The sequence below is a fragment of the Variovorax sp. 278MFTsu5.1 genome, assembly GCF_048305045.1.
Lineage (GTDB): Bacteria > Pseudomonadota > Gammaproteobacteria > Burkholderiales > Burkholderiaceae_C > Variovorax > Variovorax guangxiensis.
Genome location: NZ_CP157622.1, coordinates 4,776,031 through 4,797,891, shown reverse-complemented (window position 1 = coordinate 4,797,891; position 21,861 = coordinate 4,776,031). Strand labels below are relative to the sequence as shown.

Annotated in this window: 15 protein-coding genes and 3 tRNA genes; 15 read left to right on the top strand and 3 right to left on the bottom strand. The window is 66.7% G+C overall.

The window, feature by feature from the left end; genetic code table 11:
• Positions 1-9 precede the first annotated feature (9 nt).
• The 6 genes from ABL844_RS22265 to ABL844_RS22240 all read left to right on the top strand — a co-directional run bounded on the left by ABL844_RS22265 (position 10) and on the right by ABL844_RS22240 (position 4,042).
• Positions 10-1,236 carry an O-succinylhomoserine sulfhydrylase gene (locus ABL844_RS22265; RefSeq protein ID WP_418128946.1) on the top strand — a complete coding sequence of 409 codons (1,227 nt, stop codon included), beginning with the start codon at positions 10-12 and terminating at the stop codon, positions 1,234-1,236.
• Between the two features lie 4 nt (positions 1,237-1,240).
• Entirely contained in the window at positions 1,241-2,629 is a 1,389-nt protein-coding gene (gene gltX / locus ABL844_RS22260; protein WP_418128945.1) for a glutamate--tRNA ligase, read from the top strand.
• Between the two features lie 35 nt (positions 2,630-2,664).
• Positions 2,665-2,740: transfer RNA gene (locus ABL844_RS22255), tRNA-Ala, on the top strand.
• Positions 2,741-2,788: 48 nt separating this feature from the next.
• Positions 2,789-2,864, top strand: a tRNA-Glu gene (locus tag ABL844_RS22250).
• 69 nt (positions 2,865-2,933) lie between these two features.
• Positions 2,934-3,010: transfer RNA gene (locus tag ABL844_RS22245), tRNA-Asp, on the top strand.
• Between the two features lie 654 nt (positions 3,011-3,664).
• Positions 3,665-4,042 (top strand): HU family DNA-binding protein, encoded by a 378-nt coding sequence (locus tag ABL844_RS22240; RefSeq protein WP_126025297.1) that lies wholly within the window; start codon positions 3,665-3,667, stop codon positions 4,040-4,042.
• Positions 4,043-4,154: 112 nt separating this feature from the next.
• On the opposite strand, the gene ABL844_RS22235 is transcribed toward ABL844_RS22240, so the two are convergent.
• On the bottom strand, positions 4,155-4,364 hold the full coding sequence (locus tag ABL844_RS22235; protein WP_126025282.1) for a hypothetical protein: 210 nt from the start codon (positions 4,362-4,364) through the stop codon (positions 4,155-4,157).
• A 173-nt stretch (positions 4,365-4,537) separates the two neighbouring features.
• On the opposite strand from ABL844_RS22235, the gene ABL844_RS22230 reads away from it, so the two are divergent.
• Positions 4,538-5,008, top strand: a complete 471-nt coding sequence (locus tag ABL844_RS22230; protein WP_418128943.1) for a hypothetical protein — start codon at positions 4,538-4,540, stop codon at positions 5,006-5,008.
• Positions 5,009-5,109: 101 nt separating this feature from the next.
• A complete protein-coding gene (locus ABL844_RS22225) occupies positions 5,110-6,942 on the top strand; it encodes a bifunctional metallophosphatase/5'-nucleotidase (protein ID WP_418128942.1) in 1,833 nt (610 codons plus the stop codon).
• A gap of 34 nt (positions 6,943-6,976) precedes the next feature.
• On the opposite strand, the gene ABL844_RS22220 is transcribed toward ABL844_RS22225, so the two are convergent.
• Positions 6,977-7,651, bottom strand: a complete 675-nt coding sequence (locus tag ABL844_RS22220) for a DUF418 domain-containing protein (protein WP_418128941.1) — start codon at positions 7,649-7,651, stop codon at positions 6,977-6,979.
• Between the two features lie 282 nt (positions 7,652-7,933).
• On the opposite strand from ABL844_RS22220, the gene ABL844_RS22215 reads away from it, so the two are divergent.
• Entirely contained in the window at positions 7,934-8,509 is a 576-nt protein-coding gene (locus ABL844_RS22215) for a YSC84-related protein (RefSeq protein ID WP_418131937.1), read from the top strand.
• Positions 8,510-8,537: 28 nt separating this feature from the next.
• Here ABL844_RS22215 and ABL844_RS22210 read toward each other — a convergent pair whose 3' ends face one another.
• Positions 8,538-9,389, bottom strand: a complete 852-nt coding sequence (locus tag ABL844_RS22210) for a plasmid replication/partition related protein (protein ID WP_418128940.1) — start codon at positions 9,387-9,389, stop codon at positions 8,538-8,540.
• Between the two features lie 431 nt (positions 9,390-9,820).
• Here ABL844_RS22210 and ABL844_RS22205 point away from each other — a divergent pair, with 431 nt between their 5' ends.
• The 6 genes from ABL844_RS22205 to ABL844_RS22180 all read left to right on the top strand — a co-directional run bounded on the left by ABL844_RS22205 (position 9,821) and on the right by ABL844_RS22180 (position 21,852).
• Positions 9,821-10,354 (top strand): sigma-70 family RNA polymerase sigma factor, encoded by a 534-nt coding sequence (locus tag ABL844_RS22205; protein ID WP_418131936.1) that lies wholly within the window; start codon positions 9,821-9,823, stop codon positions 10,352-10,354.
• A 124-nt stretch (positions 10,355-10,478) separates the two neighbouring features.
• Complete coding sequence (locus tag ABL844_RS22200) at positions 10,479-10,727, top strand: FecR/PupR family sigma factor regulator (protein ID WP_418128939.1); 249 nt, start codon at positions 10,479-10,481, stop codon at positions 10,725-10,727.
• Between the two features lie 219 nt (positions 10,728-10,946).
• On the top strand, positions 10,947-11,204 hold the full coding sequence (locus ABL844_RS22195) for an MbtH family protein (RefSeq protein WP_418128938.1): 258 nt from the start codon (positions 10,947-10,949) through the stop codon (positions 11,202-11,204).
• Positions 11,204-11,935 (top strand): thioesterase II family protein, encoded by a 732-nt coding sequence (locus tag ABL844_RS22190; protein WP_418128937.1) that lies wholly within the window; start codon positions 11,204-11,206, stop codon positions 11,933-11,935. The genes ABL844_RS22195 and ABL844_RS22190 overlap by 1 nt, the downstream gene beginning before the upstream one ends.
• A 9-nt stretch (positions 11,936-11,944) precedes the next feature.
• A complete protein-coding gene (locus tag ABL844_RS22185) occupies positions 11,945-17,242 on the top strand; it encodes an amino acid adenylation domain-containing protein (protein ID WP_418128936.1) in 5,298 nt (1,765 codons plus the stop codon).
• Complete coding sequence (locus ABL844_RS22180) at positions 17,242-21,852, top strand: SDR family NAD(P)-dependent oxidoreductase (RefSeq protein WP_418128935.1); 4,611 nt, start codon at positions 17,242-17,244, stop codon at positions 21,850-21,852. Before ABL844_RS22185 ends, ABL844_RS22180 begins: the two co-directional genes overlap by 1 nt.
• The last annotated feature ends 9 nt before the right edge of the window (positions 21,853-21,861 follow it).

The following is a 21,861-nucleotide window of genomic DNA, read 5'->3' as shown; positions in this document are numbered from 1 at the left end:
GCAGACGAAGTGACCGACGACGAAAGAACACTGCCGCCCGGGCTGCACCCCGAGACGCTCGCGCTGCGCACCGGTCTCGCGCCGAGCCAGTACGGCGAGCACTCCGACGCGCTCTTCCTGACCAGCGGCTTCGTGCAGCCCGACGCCGAAACCTCGATGCGCCGCTTCGCGGGCACCGAGCCTGGCTTCACCTACTCGCGCACCTCGAACCCGACCGTGACCAGCTTCGAGCAGCGCATCGCGGCGCTCGAAGGCACCGAGGCGGCGATCGGCGCATCGACCGGCATGGGCGCGATCCTCATGATGTGCATGGGCCTGCTGAAGGCCGGCGACCATGTGGTGTGCTCGCGCTCCGTGTTCGGCTCCACGCTGAACCTGTTCGGCAAGGAATTCGCCAAGTTCGGCGTCGAGACCACCTTCGTGTCGCAGACCGACGTCGCCGAATGGCGCGCGGCCGTGAAGCCGAACACCAGGCTGCTGTTCGCCGAGACGCCGACCAATCCGCTCACGGAGGTCTGCGACATCCGTGCGCTGGCCGAGGTGGCGCATGCCGCGGGCGCGCTGCTGGCGGTCGACAACTGCTTCTGCACGCCTATCCTGCAGCGTCCGGCGGAGCTGGGGGCCGACCTCGTCATCCACTCGGGCACCAAACACCTCGACGGGCAGGGCCGCGTGATGGCCGGTGCGATCTGCGGCCCCTCGAAGCTCATCGTCGACGTGTTCGGCCCCATCGTGCGCACCGCCGGCATGGCGCTGGCGCCGTTCAACGCGTGGGTCGTGCTCAAGGGCATCGAGACGCTCGGCATCCGCATGAAGGCGCATTGCGCCAACGCGATGGAGATCGCGCAGTGGCTCGAGAACCAGCCGGGCATCTCGCGCGTGTACTACCCGGGGCTGGCTTCGCATGCGCAGCATGAGCTGGCCATGCAGCAACAATCGGGGCAGGGCGGGGCGGTGGTGTCCTTCGACGTGGTCGGCGACTCGCCCGAGACGGCACGTGCCAATGCCTTCCACGTCATGAACAGCACGCGCGTCGTGAGCCGTGCCACCAACCTGGGCGACGTGAAGACCATCATCACGCACCCCGGCACCACCTCGCATGGCCGCCTGACAGAGGCGCAGCGCCAGGCCGCGGGCATCGGCCAGGGGCTGATCCGCCTCGCGGTCGGCCTCGAGCATGTCGAAGACATCAAGGCCGACATCGCGCGCGGCCTGAGCACCCTGAATCCACGATAACGAAATGACCGGCAAAGTACGCACCCGCATCGCACCATCCCCCACGGGCTTTCTTCACCTGGGCACGGCTCGCACGGCCCTCTACTCGTGGGCCTATGCGCGCCACTACGGCGGCGAGTTCGTGCTGCGCATCGAGGACACCGACGTGGCCCGCTCCACGCAGGACTCGACCGACCAGATCCTCGCGTCGATGCACTGGCTCGGCCTCGAATACGACGAAGGCCCGATCTACCAGATGCAGCGCCTGGAGCGCTACCGCGAAGTGATCGCGCAGATGCTCGCGGCGGGCACCGCCTACTACTGCTATTGCACGCCTGCGGAACTCGAGGAGATGCGCGAGGCGCAACGCGCGCGCGGAGAGAAGACGCTGTACGACCGCCGCTGGCGTCCCGAGCCGGGCAAGGTGCTGCCGTCCGTGCCCGAAGGCGTGCCGCCGGTGGTGCGCTTCTGCAATCCTCCCGAAGGCGACGTGACGTGGAACGACCTCGTGAAGGGCGAGATCACCATCAACAACCGTGAGATCGACGACCTGATCATCCTGCGGCCCGACGGTGTGCCGACCTACAACTTCGCGGTGGTGGTCGACGACTGGGACATGAACATCACGCACGTGTTCCGCGGCGACGAGCACATCAACAACACGCCGTGGCAGATCAACATCTTCCGCGCGCTGGGTGCGCCGCTGCCCGAGTTCGGCCACGTGCCGGTGATCCTCGGCGACGACGGACAGAAGCTCTCGAAGCGCCGCGGCGCAGTGAGCGTCACGGCCTATGAAGACAACGGCTACCTGCCGGAAGCGATGCTCAACTATCTCGCGCGCCTGGGCTGGAGCCACGGCGACGACGAGCTCTTCACGCGCGAGCAGATGGTGAGCTGGTTCGACGGTTCGCATCTGTCGAAGAGTCCCGCGCAGTGGGATGCGGCCAAGCTCGCGTGGGTCAATGCGCAGTACATCAAGGCGAAGAGCGGCGATGAACTCGCACCGCTCGTTGCAGCGCAGTTGCACAAGCGCGGCATCGTTGCAGATGAGCGCCTGCCCGCGATCTGCGCGCTCTTCAAGGACCGTTGCGAGACGACAGTCGCGCTGGCCGACTGGGCTGCTGCGTTCTATGCGGACATCACCGTGACCGAAGCCGATCGCGCACAGCACATCACCGATGCAGTGAAGCCCGCAATCGCAACGCTTGCAGAAAAAATGATGACGGTCGCGTGGGATAAGGCCTCGATCGCAGTTATGATCAAGGAAGTCCTCGCGACACACGCATTGAAGATGCCGGTGTTAGCGATGCCAGTACGAGTGCTTGTGATGGGAACACCGCAAACACCGTCCTTGGATTCAGTCCTCGAAATTTTTTCCCGCGAAAAAGTTATCGAACGATTGAGAAAGGCCTGAAATTCGGGCTATAATCTGAGGCTCGACACCCACACGGGGGTATAGCTCAGCTGGGAGAGCGCTTGCATGGCATGCAAGAGGTCAGCGGTTCGATCCCGCTTACCTCCACCAGAGTGTCGAGAAGGTATGAGATGCTGATCGCAGCACGTCCAAGGTTTTGACCCTATCGTCTAGAGGCCTAGGACACCACCCTTTCACGGTGGCTACCGGGGTTCGAATCCCCGTAGGGTCGCCAGTTTCACTTCAGTGAAGCAGGCACGAGTCGTCAACACTCGGTTCCGCAAGGAGCGAACGTTGTCTACCAGGAGTGGTAGTTCAGTTGGTTAGAATACCGGCCTGTCACGCCGGGGGTCGCGGGTTCGAGTCCCGTCCACTCCGCCAGTCAGAAGCCCCTGCAGCCAAAAGCTGCAGGGGCTTTTCACTTTCTGGCTTCTACCTGTTTCTTTGCTTCCCCCATTCTTCCCCCCATTCATCCGCTGATCTGCGCATGTCTGTTGCCTCGTGGCTACGAGGCGCCGTGCTTTTGTCGCATGGGACGTGCGGCGTGTCGAACGAATCCCCGATCAGGTTCGGATGCGAGTTCAGGATGCGCCTGCGCAGGGAGAGCATCGGTAGAGATGCTCGATGCTTGGTCCACTGATGCTGTTGGAGAGCAACGTAGCGGACACGCGCTCGATACGTAGCTTCGTCGCTGCGGTAGCTTCACCATGACAGCGGCATCGGAGAGCCGCGGCAGCCTTCACGAGCGCGGCGCCATCAAATCTCCTCGGAGAACTTCGTTACGGCTTGGCGTACTGGTCATCGTGCCGAGCGCGATTTTTCTCGCTGATCTATGGTCATTCGCGACATGGATCGCTCGCCGACATGCAGGCACAAGACCTCCTCGAAGACCGAATGAGGCAAATCAACGACAACTCGAAGCGACCGCGTTACATCCGGGCTCTCGCAGTCGAATAAACTCCCGCCCGCTTGCAGCGTGATTCGTGCTGCGCCGCCATAGGCAACATGGCGAAATCAAACTTATTAGGAACTCAGTTGAACCGCATCGAACTCGTCGAAAAAATCGCCGCCGCCCATAACCTCAGCAAGGCAGAAGCCGCGCGCGTCCTCGAGACCATCACCAGCTCGATCGTCGCCGCCGTGAAGAAGGACGACCCCGTCCAGATCGTCGGCTTCGGTACTTTCAAGCAAGTGGCGCGCGCCGCACGCTCGGGTTTCAACCCCAGCGCCGGCACCAAGATCAAGATCGCCGCACAGAAGGTGCCGAAGTTCGTGCCGGGCGCAGCCTTCAAGGCCGCCGTGGACCCCAAGGCTGCAAAGCGCAAGGCCGACAGCAAGGCTGTGGCTGCCAAGCCCGCAGCGAAGAAGGCCGCCGCTCCCGCCAAGAAGGCCGTGGCTGCCAAGAAGAAGTAAGAAAGAAGCGGTGACGCAGGCATCCCGGCCGTGCGTCGAGGATGCTCCATAAAAAACGGCCCCTCGGGGCCGTTTCTTATTGGTCGGTCGGCTTGGCTGCCGCCGGCACATTTCAGTCGGGCTGGATCACGCCCTCGTTCAGGTAGCGCTGGTACTCGGCGATCGGTATCGCCGTCGTCTGCATGCTGCCGGCATCACCCCAGCTCAGCACGGCGCTGTCGGGCGCCAACTGGATTTCGATGGGGCCTTGGGGAATGAGGATCAGGGGGCCATCGCCGGCCCGGTATTCGACATTTCCTGTGACTTTCGCATTGGCTGCCATGTTCGTTCCTCGGGGTGTTGGGGAATGCGGGGGACGGAACTCAAGCGTATCGGAATCCGGTGATCCGCGGATGCGCCGGCATGCGCTTATCCGTGTAGGCCGAATGGCTGTCCGTCGACTGCAGCCGATCGTCACACCTGCGTCATGCGCGGCGTGGCACCCTCGCGCCTCGAATGACGAAGCGCACCAGCATTCTTCTTGCAGCGATCGCCGGCCTTGCCATCCTGGCAATGGGTATCGCCTGGCGCGTTGGGGCCGCCGGTGAACCGCAAGCCAGTGCGGCCGAGTCGGCTTCGTCGCTCGAGATCCGCTGGCACGGCGGCGGCATCGTGCTTCAGGGCACGGTGCAAGACGCAGCTACGCAGCAAGTGCTTGCGCAAGGCGCCGCAGCCCGCCTGGGCGGCGAGAGCGACCAGGTCACCGACTGGCTCGACATCACGCCCGCCGCGCCGCCGGTGGCGGACGCTGCGGCGCTGGCCCGGCTCATCCAGCTCGGACAGGAAGGCTGGCACCTGCAGCGGCGCCCCACCGAAGGCTGGCTCGCCGTGCAGTCGCCGACCGACCAGCGCAGCATGGAGGCGAAGGCGCTCCTGCAGGCCGCCTTCGGCCCCGGCGTTGCGATCCGCATCGTCCAGTTGCCCTGAAACGGCTGCCGATCTCCTCACGCCACGGCAGGGCCTTCACGGCCTCGTCATGCGCGGTGGCCAGCATCCGCTGCGTTACCAAACAAGGAGAGAGGTTTCCCATGCATGCATCGTTGAAGCACTTCGCCCTTGCCGGCGTGGTGGTGGCCACCCTGACCGCCTGCGGCGGCAGCGGCAACTCGAACAATTTCATTCCCTTCGTGCCGCCTCCCACGGCGAGCAATCCGCCTGCACCGGCTCCGGCGCCCGCTGCGCCGGGCACCATCGACGTCAAGCTCATCGCCTTCAACGACCTGCACGGCAACCTCGAGCCGCCGAAGCTGTCGATCAACGCGCCGGCGAAGGCGGGCGGCACGGTGGCGGTGCCCGCCGGCGGCGCGGCCTACATGGCTTCCGCCATCACCTCGCTGAAAGCGAAGAATCCGAACAACGCCGTGGTGTCGGCCGGCGACATGATCGGCGCGTCGCCGCTGGTCTCGGCACTCTTCCTCGACGAATCGACCATCGAAGCCGTCAACGCGATGAAGATCGACTTCAACGCGGTCGGCAACCACGAGTTCGACAAGGGCCAGACCGAGCTGCTGCGCATGAAGAACGGCGGCTGCGCGAAGAACACCGCGCTCGAGCCCTGCCGCGTGAACAAGAGCTTCCCGGGCGCCAACTTCGGCTTTCTCGCGGCCAACACGGTGAAGACCGACGGCAACACGCTGTTTCCCGCCACCGGCATGAAGAGCTTCACGAAGGACGGCGCCACGGTGAAGGTGGCCTTCATCGGCATGACGCTGAAGGGCACGCCGAACATCGTGACGCCCGCCGGTGTTGCCGGCCTGAGCTTCAAGGACGAAGCCGATACGGCCAACGCGCTGATTCCCCAGCTGAAGTCGCAGGGCGCCGACGCCATCGTCGTCGTCATCCACGAAGGCGGCACCACCACTGTCGGCTACAACGACAAGAGCTGCGCCGGCCTGAGCGGCGACATCCTGCCGATCCTCAACAAGCTGGACGCGTCGGTCGACGTGGTGATCTCCGGCCACACGCATCGCTCCTACGTGTGCGACTACGCCAAGACCAACCCCGCCAAGCCCTTCCTGCTGACCAGCGCCGGCCAGTACGGCACGCTGCTGACCGACATCAACCTCACCATCGACACCAAGACCCGCAAGGTGACGGCCAAGAGCGCCGACAACGTGATCGTGCAGGGCGAGGCCTACACCAGCGGCTCGACCACTGTCGCGCTGACCGACCAGTACCCCGTCTTCGGCAAGAACCAGGAAGTGGCTGCACTCATCAGCCAGTACCTCGCGATCGCCGGGCCGCTGGTGCAGCGCGTGGTGGGCTCGCTGACCGCCACTGCCACGCGCACGCAGACCGCGTCGAAGGAAAGCGTGCTGGGCAACCTGATCGCCGATGCGCAGCTCGCTGCTACCAGCCCCGCCGGCAAGGGCGCTGCGCAGATCGCCTTCATGAACCCGGGCGGCGTGCGCGCCGACCTGGCGCCCGCGGGCGACGGCAGCGTGACCTACGGCCAGATCTTCGCCGTGCAGCCCTTCGGCAACAGCCTGGTGGTGAAGACCATGACGGGCGCGCAGATCAGGGCCGTGCTGGAGCAGCAGTTCAACAGCGGCGCCAACACGGTGAGCTCGCCCAGGGTGCTGCTGCCTTCCAAGGGCTTCAGCTACACCTACAACCTGTCTCAGCCCGCCGGATCGCGCATCAGCAACATGTCGCTCAACGGCACCGCGATGACCGACAGCGCCAGCTATCGCGTGACCATGAACAGCTTCCTGGCCACGGGCGGCGACAACTTCACGGTCTTCAACCAGGGCACAGATGTGCTCGGCGGCGACCAGGACGTGGACGCCCTGGAGGCCTACATCAAGGCGAACAGCCCGCTGACCCCGCCGGCGACGGATCGCATCACCGTTGCGCCTTGAGGGTCATGCAGTAACTGGAACGGGGCGGCCGTGATCAACCGGGTCGCCCCTCGGCTGCCAGCCCTTGCCACGCCGGTCCGACGGGCTTCCCGCGTGCGAGCCACCGGCAGCTGAGCGTCGCCTGGAGCACCGGCAGCGCTGCGAAGCAGAGGGCGACCCCCACCGGGAACCCGAAGCGCGGCTCCAGCGCATGGAACAGCAGCGTGGCCGCCAGCAACTGCACGAGCCAGTTCAACATCGCCAGTCGCCCCATCGGGGCAAGCTTGATCAGCACCCGTCGCCATTGCGATCGTTGGAACAGCATGACGAATGCTGCCAGGCAGCAGGTGAAGAGAGCTGCTGCCAGCGGCACGGGCTGCTTCAGCGTCACCCCCGTGACGACGGCTCCAGCGAGCGCGGCCTTGAACAGGCGGATCCAGCAGTGCCGATACGCGACGGACTCCAGCAGCATGCGCCGAGCAAGAAGGCGCATGATTGCGGCGCGCCTTCCAGGCCGGTCCGTACGTGTCACGAGACTCATGCCGAAGAGCAATGAAAGCAACACTGCCGATGACGCCGCAACTTCGAGCGTCGAGGTGCCGAGCAGGCTGAATGTGAATGCCGGCGCGATGAGCAGCGCGAAGCCGCGCAGCGCGTCCGCCAGTTCGGTTCTGCGGATGCTGCCGCTGGGCAATCGGCGCGGCGGCCCTGCTGCGAGGTCGAATGTCATGGAAGTGCGCGATGTAGGTTCGTGGGCCAGATCGGGGACGGCCTTGCGCGGCCATCCGCACCACGGCCGCGATGCTACGAGCCAGCATTGCACGAACATTGCGCCGCTCGCGGAAGCCGGCGGCGAGCCTGCTTCGCGTAGGCCGTGATCTCGCGTAGGCCAACGCCTTCAACTCGATTTGCGCCGTTTTGGCGGTCTTAGCATCGGCGAATCTGCTTTGGGCAGAGACTCATCGCCGATTCAAGTTCTATCGAAAGGAAGGGTTCCGTCATGAAGAAAACCATGAATCTCCGCACGCTGGCGTTCTCGTCCCTGGTGGCGGCCTGCAGCCTGGCATTCGTCGGGTGCACCACCACGCGCCCTCAGGATCAGGCCAGCAGCGCGTCTTCGCGCGCTTCCATCGACGCGCAGGTCGATGCCTCGCTGTCCAAGCTGTACGACTCGGTGAAGGGGTCGCGCGAGCTGGTCGCCAAGTCCAGCGGCGTGCTGGTGTTCCCCGCCGTGGTGGGCGCCAGCATGGGCGTGGGCGCCGAATACGGCCGCGGCGCGCTGCGCGTGAATGGGCGCACGCAGTCCTACTACAGCACGACCGCCGGATCGGTGGGATTCCAGGCGGGCGCGCAGTCGAAGGCCGTGATCTACCTGTTCAACACCCAGGCCGCACTCGACAAGTTCCGCAACAGCAAGGGCTGGACGGCCGGAGCCGACGCCACGGTGGCCCTCGCCACCATCGGCGCGAACGGCAGCATCGACACCAACACGCTGCGCCAGCCCGTGGTGGGCTTCGTCATGACCAACGTGGGGCTGGAGGCCGGCGTCTCGCTGTCGGGCGCGAAGATCACCGAGATCCAGCCGTAACGGGCGCTTTCATCCGGCCGACTGCCGCTCAGTGACCCAACTGGGCCTGCAGTTCGGCCACCTGCCTGCGCAGCGATTCGTTCTCGGCCGTGAGTTCGGCCACGCGCTGCTGCAGCGCCTGTACCGTATCCGGGCCCGCGTCGCCGTCCGAAGCGGCCGCTTCCGCGGATTCGGCACGCGGCTTCTTCTTCGATTCGCGTACGCGCTTCGCCGCCTGCTTGAGTTCGTCCTTGCCGGCGTTCGCGGCCGACACCTGTTCCTCGGCGGGCAGGGTCGCCACCGCGGCCGCGGTGTTGATCGAGATCACGCCCGACTTCACGGCGGCCACCAATTCCGGCGCAGCCTGCTTCTGGATCTTCTCGATCATGCCGACCTGGCTGCTGCTCAGGCGGGCGGCCTTGGCGATGGCCTCGCGGCTGTTGAGGGGCGCGGGCGGCGGCAGCGGAGCCGTGTCTGCGGCTGCGTCAGCCATTCCGTCGGCAGGCGTGTCGACGTCGAACGGGGGATCGTCCGAGGCTGCAGCGGCGGACTCGGAGGTCGTCGCGAGACGCCCGCGCTGCCGGTCGACGATGTCCTTCTTTCTCAACGCGAGCACGCCGCGCAGGTAGTCGGAGATGCTGCGCCGGCCCAGGTGCTGGTCGATCATCCACAGGTGCACGTCCTCGATGGTCTTGAAACGCGTGTTCTGCACCGTGTTGAACGGAAGGCCGTGTTTCTGGCAGATGCCGTAGCGGTTGTGGCCGTCCACCAGCACGTCGCCCCATAGCACCAGCGCGTCGCGGCAGCCTTCGGTGAGGATGCTGCGTTCCAGCGCCTCGTACTCCTCCGGCGTCATGGGGTCGATATAGGCTTTGAGTTCTTCGTTGACGACGATGTTCATGGGGCGGGGACCAGTGAGAGGGCGGGATTCTAGATGGGCCGCGGCGCAGAGCGATGGCACCGGCTGCCCCGGCGCGTGGGTCCGCAAGCCACGATGCCGACGCGCGCGGAGCGAGAGCGCTCTTGATTCTTGTTGACGGCTCTTGCGTCGTCGGGCCCGCCTGAGACTGTCAACTGGACTATCATCGCGATCCCCGCCTGAGCGATGCCGGGCTCCGCGTTTCTGCAGAGTTTCCGGCGCAAGCGATTCGCAGTGCCGAATTCTTCTGGGGCTCCATCACATTGTTTTGAACGTTGACCCGCTTGGGTCAAAAAAATGCCCCAAAGCTTGCGTATAAATAGAAATGATTCTTGTTTAGATTTGTGCATCGAAAGTAGTAAATCAGACTTGCGATCCCTTGGGCTCGCTCACAGGAGGAAGAGGTGTCCAACATGCCAGTGCATTCGTCCGAGGCCGCGCTCGGGGAGGTCTTCATCGCCAATCGCGCACAGCTTTGGCGCATCGCCCGCAAGATCGTCGACACGTCGGATCTGGCCGACGACGTGCTGCAGGACGCCTACCTGAAGATCGTCGACGGACCGTGCGTGCGGCATGCCGACCGGCCCATCGGCTACTGCTGCCAGGTGGTGCGCAACATGGCTCTGGACTACTGCCGGCGCCATCGCGTCGAAGCGAGCTATCGCACCTTCGATGTCGACGTGGAACTGTTCGACGTGCCAACTGCCGCCACGCCCGACCGCATGATGTGCGAGCGTCAGGTCATCAGTGCGATCGACAAGGTTCTTTCCGGGCTCGCGCCACGTACGCGCCTGGTGTTCGAGCTCTATAGGCTGGAAGGCCTGACGCAGCGCGAAATCGCGGCACGCCTGGGTTGTGCGCTGGGGCTCGTGAATGGCCTCATCGCCGAGGCCGCGACAGCCATCAAGTCGTGCGGCCACCTGCTGCTCGAAAGAGACGCGAGCTAGGGGGGCACGCACGACGGCTTGCGAGGAGGGGCGGCTGGCCCGTTTCCCGCGAGAATGCGCGGATACGTGCATCGGCAAGGTCGTTCGAGACAAGCCTGCATGGAAAACGCGAGCGGCTTCACGAATGACTCAAGAAACGAACGATCCCATCTGGAACACCGCGTGGGACTGGGTACAGCGCGAACACGACCGCGAGAATTTCGACGATGCGGCGCGCTCCGAGATGACGGCATGGCTCCTGGCCGATCCGTCGCATCGCCGTGCCTATGACAGGGCGGCGCAACTCTGGCTGCTCGCGGGCTTCGTCCCGCCAGCCAACGATCTTGGTGGGGGCGACGAGCCTTCCGGCGCCTCGCCACGAATCGACGGCTGACTTCCACTCCTTTGCGAGCCCGCGAACGTGCGCCGTGCCGTGCGTTCCTGCTGCTGCCTCGTCGACAGCAGCCCCGCGAATGCGATCGTGCCGACAGGTGCATCGTGAAATGAACAGATTCGGCCGCCAAGCGTCCTGTTGGCAAGGGCGCCGCGATTCGATCCGGTCCACGACCGGCCATCGGGCGCTCCTTCTGTTCAATCACACGAGGATGCACCGATGTCGACCAGCTGCTTCGACCGCGAAGACGAAACCTTCATCGTTCTGGTCAATCACGAAGACCAGTATTCCATCTGGCCGCACTGGAAGGCCGTTCCTGGCGGGTGGTCTGCCATCGACGGTGTGCGCGGAGACAAGAAAACCGTGCTGGCCTACGTCGAGAGCCACTGGATCGACATGCGTCCGCGCTCGCTGCGCGAATGGATGCAGCAGCAGGAAAGAGAAAACGCACAGGCAGCGCAGCGCGTGGCCGGCTGATGTCCGTGCAGACGCCTCTCTCGCTGCTGTGCCTGCCTTGTGCCGGTGCAAGCGCCGCCATGTACCTGCGCTGGCGTCGCTTCCTTTCGCCGCGGGTTCGCGTCGTGCCGGTGGAGTTGCCGGGGCGCGGCGCGCGGATGGGCGAGGCCTTCGTCGAAGACTTCGATGCCCTGGTCGCACGCGTCTGCGCCGAGCAGGCCGAGGCGATGCGCGGCGACTTCGCGGTCTTCGGCCACAGCATGGGCGGGCTGCTGGCTCACGGCATTGCGCGCCGGCTCCAGGCATCGCGACGGCGGTTGCCGCGCGCGCTGCTGGTGTCGGGTTGCGCGGCTCCGTCGCGCAGAGACCCTTCGCGATTTGACGGCGCAGAAGACGACGCCTCGCTGATTTCAGAGTTGCGCAAGCAGGGCGGCACGCCCGAGGAAGCGTTCGCCAGCGACGAGCTCATGCGCATCACGCTCGACACCTTGCGCGCCGACCGCCGCGTCTGCCGCAGCCATGTCGGCGACACCGCGGGCGCGCCGCCACTGCCGCTGCCCGTGCATGCCTTCGCTGGACGTGAGGACGACATCGAGGCGTCAGCCATGGCCGCGTGGTCGAAAGAAGCCGCCGGCGTTTTCACGCTCGACTGGTTCGATGGCGGGCACTTCTTCCTGCGGCAGCACGAGACCGAATTCCTCGCGGCGCTCGCGAGGCGCTTGTCCGCACAGGCACATCTTCACGCGTACTAGAGGCTCGATATGAATCAATTGCTCGCGACGGAATCCCCCGGGCGGCATCCGCCCAACTTCGTGGCGCACCTGCGCACACTCGCCGAACGGCGCCCGAACGAAGTCTGGCTCACCGTGGTCGACGAGGTCGGTGGGGTCTACAGCGAGCAGCCCTTTACCTACGCCGTCTTCGAGCGCCGCGTGCGTGCGCTCGCGGCGCGCCTGCAGCAGCAGTGCTCCAAGGGCGAGCGCGCCCTCGTCATGCTCGACAACGGAGACCACTATGCCGTGAGCATGCTGGCCTGCTTCTACTGCGGCGTGATCGCAGTGCCCGTGTTCCCGCCCGAATCCGCGCGGCCCCAGCACCTGGCCCGCCTCACGGGTGTGGCAGCCGATTCGCAGGCGCGCTGCGTGCTGACCTCGACCGCATTCGGCAATGCGATGGCCGCGGCCGGCAGCCAGTTCGGCGACCTGACTGTCATCGCGGTGGATGCGGTGGATGCAGCACTCGCCGACGCGTGGCAGCCCTTCGAGCCGGCGGATGAAGACATTGCCTTCCTGCAATACACCTCGGGCTCGACCTCGGCGCCCAAGGGCGTCATCGTCACGCACGGCAACCTGATGGCCAACGAACACGCCATCCAGATCGGCATGGGCATCGGCCCCGACGACAAGTTCGTCTCGTGGGCGCCGCTGTACCACGACATGGGCCTCATCGGCGGCCTGATGCAGCCGCTTTACAGCGGCATCCCGCTGGTGCTGACTTCGCCGCGCTACTTTCTCGAGCGGCCCGTGCGTTGGCTCGAACTGATCTCGCGCCACCGCGCCACGCTCAGCGGCGGTCCTGATTTCTCGTTCCGCCTGTGCCTGGAGCGCGTGAAGGATGCGCAGATCGCGCAACTCGATCTCTCCAGCTGGCGCGTGGCCTACACCGGTGCCGAGCCGGTGCGTGCCGACACCGAACTCGACTTCATCGAACGCTTTGCCGCCTTCGGTTTCGACCCCGCAGCGGTCTATGCCTGCTACGGACTCGCCGAAGCCACGCTGTTCGTCACGGGTGGGCGGCGCGGCAACGGCATGGTTGCGCGCTGCTTCAGCGCCGAGGGCCTGGCCACCGGCCACGGCACGCCGAGCGAAGACGGCACATTGCTGATCGGCTGCGGCGCGGTGGCCGTTCACCATCGCGTCGAGATCGTCGAACCTGCGACCTTGTCGGTGGCGGCGCCCGGCCGCATCGGTGAAATCTGGGTCCACGGGCCCAGCGTTGGCGCGGGCTACTGGGGCAAGGAGCGCGAATCGAGCGAGACCTTCGTCGAGCGGGAAGGGCGCCGCTGGCTGCGCACCGGCGATCTCGGCTTCGTCTGTGACGGCGAACTCTATGTGACGGGCCGCATCAAGGACCTGATCATCGTCCGCGGCCACAACATCTATCCGCAGGATATCGAGCGTGTCATCGAAGCCGAGGTCGATGCGGTGCGCAAGGGCCGCGTCGCGGTGTTCGCGGCCAGCGGGCCCGATGGCGAAGGCATCGGCGCCGCTGCCGAAGTGTCGCGCAGCATGCAGAAGCTGGTGCCTCCGCAGGTGCTGGTCGAAGCGCTCGGTGCCGCGGTCAGCGAAGTGTTCGGCGAGCCGCTGTCGGTCGTGTTGCTGCTCAACCCGGGCGGCATGCCCAAGACCACCAGCGGCAAGCTGCAGCGCAGTGCATGCCGCGCAGGCTGGCTGGACCGCAGTGCCGACGCCTATGCCATCTACGAGCGCGGCGCCTTCGTCAAGGGCGGTCCGGCCGAGGCGAAAGCGGAAGGGAGCGCGCTCGACGATACCGAACGCGCGGTCGAAGCCATCTGGCGCGAAGTGCTCAGGCCCGCCGACGCAAAGCCCTTTGCGCGCGATGCTCACTTCTTCACGCGTGGCGGCAGCTCGCTCACGGCCGCGCAGGTGGCGGCTCGCATATCGAGCCATTGGGACATTGACTACCCGGTGCGGCTGATGTTCGAACACCCGCGGCTTCACGAGAGCGCGGCTGCCATCCAGGAGCGGCTGACGCAAGGTGCGCGCGCACGGCCCGCGCCTGTCGTGGTGTTGCCGGCCGAACGTCGGCTGCATGCGCTGCCGTTGTCGCATGCACAGGAGCGCCAATGGTTCCTGTGGCGGCTCGACCCGGGCAGCGCGGCATACCACATGAGCGGCGCGCTGCGTCTCACCGGCGCCCTGAAGGCCGATGCGTTGCAGGCTGCGCTGAGCGATCTCGTCGCGCGCCACGAATCGCTGCGCACTGTGTTCCGCGCTGGCAGCGATGGCGTTATGGCGCAGTGGATCAATCCGACCGGCACGCTGGCGCTGGAGGTGATCGACCTGCGCGCCGTGCCCGAGGGGGAGCGCGGCGAACAGCTGGAAAAGGAAACCCGCCGCATCAAGGCCGCACCCTTCGATCTCTCCCAGGGCGGGCTGCTGCGCACAGCGTTGTTTCGAGTGGCTGACGACTCGCATGTGCTCGTCGTGGTGATGCATCACATCGTGTCCGACGGCGCTTCGATGCAGGTGCTGATCGACGAACTCGCAGCTGGCTACGCCGCGCGCCTGCACGGACATGCAGCGGCGCTGCGTGTACCGCGCGTGCAGTACGCCGACTTCGCCGCATGGCAGCGCGATTGGCTCGCCGCCGGCGAGGCGGAGCGCCAGCTCTGCTGGTGGCGAGCGCAGCTTGGCGACGAGCACCCGGTGCTCGAACTGCGCACAGACCACCCGCGCAAGCCGCAAGCCAGCTACCGCGCGGCCCGCCATGCCTTCGAGTTGCCCGCGCCCTTGCTCGGCCGGTTGCGAGGCGTGGCTCAGGCCGAAGGCGGCACGCTGTTCATGGTGCTGCTGGCGGGCCTGCAGGTGCTGCTGCACCGCTACACCGGGCAGGAGGAGATTCGTGTCGGCACCGCCGTGGCGAACCGCAGCCGGGTCGAGTTCGAGAAAGTCATCGGCCTCTTCGTCAACACGCTGGTGCTGCGCAGTTCGATCGAAGGCCGAACGCCTCTGTCGCGCGTGCTTGCGCAGGCCAGGGAAATCGTGCTTGGTGCGCAGGCCCATCAGGACCTGCCCTTCGAGCAACTGGTGCAGCGCCTGCAGCCCGAGCGCAGCATCAGCCACAGCCCGCTGTTCCAGGTGATGTTCAACCACCTGTTCGAAGACCACCGGGCGCTCCAGCGCCTGGGCGGCATCGAGGTGAGCGACCACCGATTGCCCGATCTCCAGACCCAGTTCGACTGGGTGCTCGAAGCCCGCGAGCGGCCCGATGGTCGCTTGTTGCTCGACGTGATCTACGCCGAGGAACTGTTCGAGCGCGAGACCATCGCGCGCATGGCGCAGCACTACGAGGCAGTGCTGACCGCGCTCTGCGCAGACGCAAGCCGCTCGGTCGGAGACATCGAGCTGCTGGGCGCGACCGAGAAATCGCAGCTTGCGCAGTGGGGCGTGAACACGCGGCGCGAACCGCAGCCGCAGCCCGTGCACCAGCAGATCGCCCGACACGCACGGCAGCAGCCCGAAACCATCGCGCTGCTGTTCGCAGACGAGGCCCTGAGCTTCGCCGAACTCGACCGCCGCGCCAATCGGCTTGCGCACCGGCTGATCGCGCTGGGCGTCAGGCCCGACATGCCCGTGGGCATCGTCATGGAGCGTTCCATCGAGATGGTCGTGGGCATCCTGGGGACCCTGAAGGCTGGGGGCGCCTATCTACCGCTGGACCCGGAGTACCCGGCTCAGCGCCTGGCCTACATGGTCGAGGACAGCGGCATCGAACTGCTGCTCACGCACCGCGCCACCCGCGGCCACATCACCGGGCGCAACGGCCTGGCGGTGCTCGACATCGACACCATCGACCTGTCGGGCGAACCCGTCACCGACCCGCAGGTCGCACTGCACGGCGAGAACCTGGCCTACGTCATCTACACCTCCGGCTCGACAGGCAGGCCCAAGGGCGCCGCAGTACGCCACGATGCGCTGCACAACTGCATGGCATGGATGCAGCAGACCTATCGCCTGACTGGCGCCGACACCGTGCTGCACAAGGCGCCGTTCGGCTTCGACGTGTCTGTTTGGGAAATGTTCTGGCCCCTGACCGCGGGGGCACGGCTGGTCGTCGCCAACCCTGGCGACCATCGCGACCCGGCACGGCTGGTCGAGTTGATCCGGCGCCACCAGATCACCACGCTCAACTTCGTGCCCTCGATGCTCCAGGCCTTCCTGGCGCACAAGGGCATCGAGGCCAGCACGCGGCTCAAGCACATCATCGTGGGTGGCGAAGCCATGCCGGCCGAGACGCAGAGGGAAACGCTGCGGCGCCTGGGTGGTGCCACCTTGCAGAACCTGTACGGCCCGACCGAGACCACCATCCACGTCACGCGCTGGACCTGCCGCGACGACGGGCAAAGCCTGGTGCCCATCGGCCAGCCGATCAGCGGCACCCGGACCCACGTGCTCGATGCCGAACTCAACGAGGTGCCGCGCGGCGTGGCCGGCGAGCTGTACCTCGGCGGCGTGAGCCTGGCGCGCGGCTACCTGAACAAGCCGGGCCTGAGCGCGGAGCGCTTCGTGGCCGACCCCTTCGGGCAGGGCGACAGGCTCTACCGCGCCGGCGACCTGGTTCGCTGGAACGCCGAAGGCCAGATCGAATACCTGGGTCGCATCGATCATCAGGTGAAGATCCGCGGCCTGCGCATCGAGCTGGGGGAGATCGAGGCGCAGCTGCTTGCACAGCCCGAGGTGCGCGAGGCCGTCGTCGTTGCCCGCGAGGGTGTCGCCGGGGCCTCGCTGCTGGCGTACGTCAGCGCCCATGCCGGCCGATCTGTCGACGGCGCTACGCTGCGCGAACGCCTGGCGCACGTGCTGCCCGACTACATGGTGCCGCGCGCCATCGTCACCTTGCCCGCGCTGCCGCTGAACGCCAACGGCAAGGTCGATCGCAAGGCGTTGCCCGAGCCCGAGGGGCTGGGCCGCGTGACGGCCTACGAAGCGCCACAGGGCCATGTGGCGCGAACCCTCGCGGCCATCTGGTCCGAGGTGCTGAATGTCGAGCAGGTGGGCCTGCACGACAACTTCTTCGACCTGGGCGGGCATTCGCTGCTGCTCATCCGCGCGCACCGGCTGCTGGAAGACCGGCTGCAGGCCACGGTCCCGCTGGTCAGCCTTTTCAAGTACCCCACCGTCGAATCGCTGGCCCGCTGGATCGAGCAGGGTGGCGCGCAAGCCGCCGCCGCGCCTGCAGCAGGTGGTGACGAACGCGCGCTGCGCCAGCGCGCCGCGATGCTTCAACGCCGCAAAGCGGCAGAGAGAGTCAACTGATGTCCGTCTACAACGAACCTGCAGAGCCGACCGGTCTGGAGATCGCCATCGTCGGCATGGCCGGCCGCTTCCCTGGCGCCGACGACGTCGACGCGTTCTGGCGAAACATCCGCGACGGTGTGGAGTCGGTATCGACATTCACCGACGACCAGTTGCGAGAGCGCGGCGTGCCGCAGGCTCAACTGGACGACCCCGACTACGTGAAGGCCGGCGTGCTGTTCGACGGCTTCGACCAGTTCGATGCCGGCTTCTTCGGCTACACGCCGCGCGAAGCCGAGAACCTCGATCCGCAGCAACGCATCTTCCTGGAATGCGCCTGGGCCTCGCTGGAGCATGCGGGCTGCGACCCCGAGCGCTGGCCCGGCAAGGTCGGCGTGTATGCGGGCGAGGGCACCAACGTCTACCTGATCCGCAACCTGCTGCCGTCCTTCGGCCTTGGCGCGCATACCGGCATTGCCGACCTGCTCGGCCTGATGAGCGGCAATGCCGCCGGCTCGCTGTGCACGCGCGTGGCCTACAAGCTCGACCTTCGCGGACCGGCCGTCACCGTGCAGACGGCCTGCTCGACATCGCTCACGGCCGTGCACACCGCTTGCCAGGCCCTGCTGAGCCACGATTGCGACATGGCGCTGGCCGGCGGGGTGTGGCTCAACCTCCTGCAGGAAGGCGGCTACCGCTACCAGGCTGGCGCCATTCTTTCGCGCGATGGCCACTGTCGCGCCTTCGATGCCGATGCCGACGGCACCGTGATCGGCAGCGGAGCGGGCGTGGTCGTGCTCAAGCGCCTCGACGAAGCACTGCGCGACGGCGACACCATCCACGCCGTCATCAAGGGCAGCGCGGCCAACAACGACGGCTCGGCCAAGGTGGGGTTCACCGCGCCCAGCATCGACGGGCAGGCCGAAGTGATCCGCGCAGCGCAGCTGATCGCGGGCGTTTCGGCCGACACCATCGGCTACGTCGAAGCGCATGGCACCGGTACTACGCTGGGCGACCCCATCGAGATCGCGGCGCTCACGCAGGCCTTCCGGGCCGATACCGAACGGCGCGGCTTCTGCGCCGTGGGGTCGGTCAAAACCAACGTCGGCCACCTCGATGCCGCGGCGGGCGTAGCGGGCCTGATCAAGGCCGTGATGGCGCTCAAGCACCGCACGCTGCCGCCAAGCCTGCACTTCAGCAAGCCCAATCCGCAGATCGACTTTGCCGGCAGCCCGTTCTACGTGAATGCGCATTGCCAGCCCTGGCGGGAAGGCAGCACGCCGCGCCGCGCGGGCGTGAGCTCGTTCGGCATCGGCGGGACCAACGTGCATGTGGTGCTCGAAGAGGCGCCGGTTCTACGTTCCTCCGGGCCGGTGCCCGTGCCCGTGCCCGGTTGGCAGGTCCTGCCGTTGTCCGCCCGGAACACGGCGGCGCTCGCTCAGTCCGCGCAGCAACTTGCGGATCATCTGGACGCGAATCCCGAAGCGCCGTCGCTCACCGAGGTTGCCCACACGCTGCAGACCGGCCGCCGCGCACAGGAATTCCGCGGCGCGATCGTCGCGGACGGACTCGCTGCGGCGGTCCAGGCGCTGCGCGCCCCCGAGAGCGGCTTCGACCAGGCGACCCGCATTCCGGCCTCCGCGCCCGAGGTCGCGTTTCTCTTCCCGGGCGGTGGCACGCAGCACGCGAACATGGGGCTTGCGCTGTACCGCGACCACCCGGTTTTCCGCGAAGAAGTCGATCGCTGCTGCGATGCCTTGCGCGACGCGATGGGCATGGACTTGCGGCAGCTGCTCTATCCGGCCGCCGGCACCGAAGCCGCGGCCGACGAGCAGCTGGCCCGCATCGAGTACACGCAGCCGGTGCTGTTCATCGTCGAGTACGCGATGGCGCGGCTCTGGATGTCGCGCGGCGTGCAGCCTGCCGTGATGCTGGGGCACAGCCTGGGCGAGTACGTGGCGGCTTGCCTGGCGGGCGTGTTCAGCGTGGAAGATGCATTGCGCATCGTGGCCACGCGAGGCCGCCTGATGCAGTCGATGGCGCCGGGCGCCATGACCGCCGTTGCGCTGTCGGAGGCCGAGCTCGCGCCGTACCTTGCCACCGACTGCGACGTCGCCGCCATCAACGGCGAGCAGCTGTGCGTGCTCGCCGGACCGCTGGCCGCCATCGAGGCGGCCGAGCGCCAGATGTCGGAGCGCCAACTGCTGCCGCGCCGCCTGCTGGTGTCCATCGCTTCCCATTCGGCGATGACCGAATCCATCGTGACCGAACTGCAGCAGGTGGTTGCCTCCGTGCCCCGGCACGCGCCGCGCATTCCCTTCATATCCAACGTCACCGGCAAGCCCATCACCGCGCAGCAGGCGGTCGATCCGGCCTACTGGGGCCGGCACCTCCGCGGCACTGTCCGCTTCGCGGACGGGCTGGCCGAACTGCTGCGCGTCGAAGGCCGGGTGCTGCTCGAAGTCGGCCCGGGCGAAACACTGGCCGGGCTTGCTCGGCAGCATCCGCTGGCAGGGTCGGCCGCGGGCATCTGGTCGAGCCAGGCCCATCCGCAAAAACAGGCACACAACGAACGCCAGATGGCGAGCGTGATCGGCGCCCTCTGGTGTGCAGGCGTCCAGGTCGACTGGGTCGCGTGCCATCCCGGGCGGCAAAGCCGCCAGGTGCCGCTGCCGACCTATCCGTTCCAGCGCCAGTCATACTGGACCGACGCGCCGGAACCGGGCAGCGAAGCATCGGGCCCGTCCGCGCGCAAGGCGGCCGATGCGTTCCATGTGCCGACCTGGCAGCGCACCGAAGCTTCGGAAACCTCGCCGAAAGTCGTACCCGTCAACGGGTGCACGCTGGTGTTCGCGGAAGCGGGCGGGCTGGGCGATGTGTTGATCCGGCAGTTGCAGGACGAATCGCCAGGCCATCCGGTCGTTCGCGTGACGGCGGGCGCGGGCTATGCCGAAACGGGGGCGCGTCACTTCACGGTTCGCCCCGGCGAGCGCGCCGATCACGAACAGTTGCTGCGAAAAGTGCAGGCCGATTGCGGGCCCGTCGCCAGGGTCTGCCACATGTGGGGAATCGATGGCCCGTCGGCGGTGCCGCCCACGTCGGAAGAATTCATGGAACGCGGGTACTTCAGCCTGCTCGCACTGGCCCAGGCCATCGACAGTACCTCCGCCGGATCTGACCGCAAGCTGTCCGTCGACGTCATCGTGAACCAGATGGAAGACGTCTGCGGCCTCGAAGCGCTGTGCCCCGAGAAGGCGATGCTGTTCAGCCTGTGCAAGGTGATCGCGCAGGAATTCCCGCACATCGCCTGCCGTGTGACCGACATCGTGTTGCCCGTGCCGGGCAGCGCCGCCGAAGCCTGGCTGGCGCGGCAACTCGCTGGGCAGGCGCAGGCCCCCCACACCGAAATGCTGCAGGCCTATCGCGGCCCACACCGCTGGGTCAAGAGCTACGAGCCGCTGCCCGCTGCATCCGCGCCGCAGCAGCGATTGCGTTCGACGGGTGTGTACCTGATCACCGGCGGCCTCGGCGGGGTCGGACTCGCCGTGGCCCGGCATCTGGCCGAGTCGTGGCAGGCAAGGCTGGTGTTGCTCGGCCGTACACCGCTTCCGGAGCGCAGCACATGGGAAGCCATCGCCGCGGCGGAAGACCAGCCCCGGGCCCTGCGGACCCGGCTCACGCAATTGCTCGAACTCGAAAGCCTGGGCGCCGAAGTGCTGGTTGTGGCTGCCGACGTGGCCGATGCGGCTTCGATGCGCTCAGCGGCCGAACAGGCCCGCGCGCGCTTCGGCATGGTGCAGGGAGTAGTGCACGCGGCAGGGCACGCCAACAGCGGAATGATCGCCAGCCGCACGCGCGCCGAAGCCCAGGAGGTGTTCGCGCCCAAGCTGCAAGGCACGCGCTTCCTGCTCGACGCATTGAGCGACGAGCCGCTCGACTTCGTGCTGCTGTGCTCGTCCATCTCCAGCATGGCGGGCGGCCTGGGCATGAGCGACTACGCCGCCGCGAACGCCTACCTCGATGCGCTGGCCGCACTGTGGCAGCGCAGCGCCAGGTATCCCGTCATCTCCGTCAACTGGGACGCATGGCGCGACCTCGGCATGGCCGCCGGCCGCGTGCTGCCCGAAGGCATCGGCATGAGCGGCCCTGAAGGTGCGCGGGCGCTGGAACGCATCGTCAATGGCCCGGCGTTCGCGCAGGTCGTCATCTCCACCACCGACCTGAACCAGCGGCTCGGCGAGCTCGACAACGGCATGCTCGATCTGCTGGAGACCGGCCCGGTCGCGAAGAAGAAGCGCCGCGATCATCCGCGCCCGGCGCTCGACACGCCTTTCGTCGCACCCGAAGGCGAGCTCGAGAGCGGCCTGGCCGCCATCTGGCAGGACATGCTGGGCATTGCCAGCGTGGGGGCCGACGACAACCTGTTCGAGCTGGGCGGCGACTCGCTGCTCGCCATCCAGATCCTGGCGCGTACCCGCAAGACGTATGACGTCGAGCTGCACCCGGCGGCTTTCTTCAAGGCGCCCACCTTGCGCGACCTTGCAGTGATGGTCGAGACGCGGCTGATCGAGGAAATCGAAGCCGCCGACCTGTTGGACGCGACGCCTGACGCCTTGCCCGCAACCGTCTGAAGACCAGAA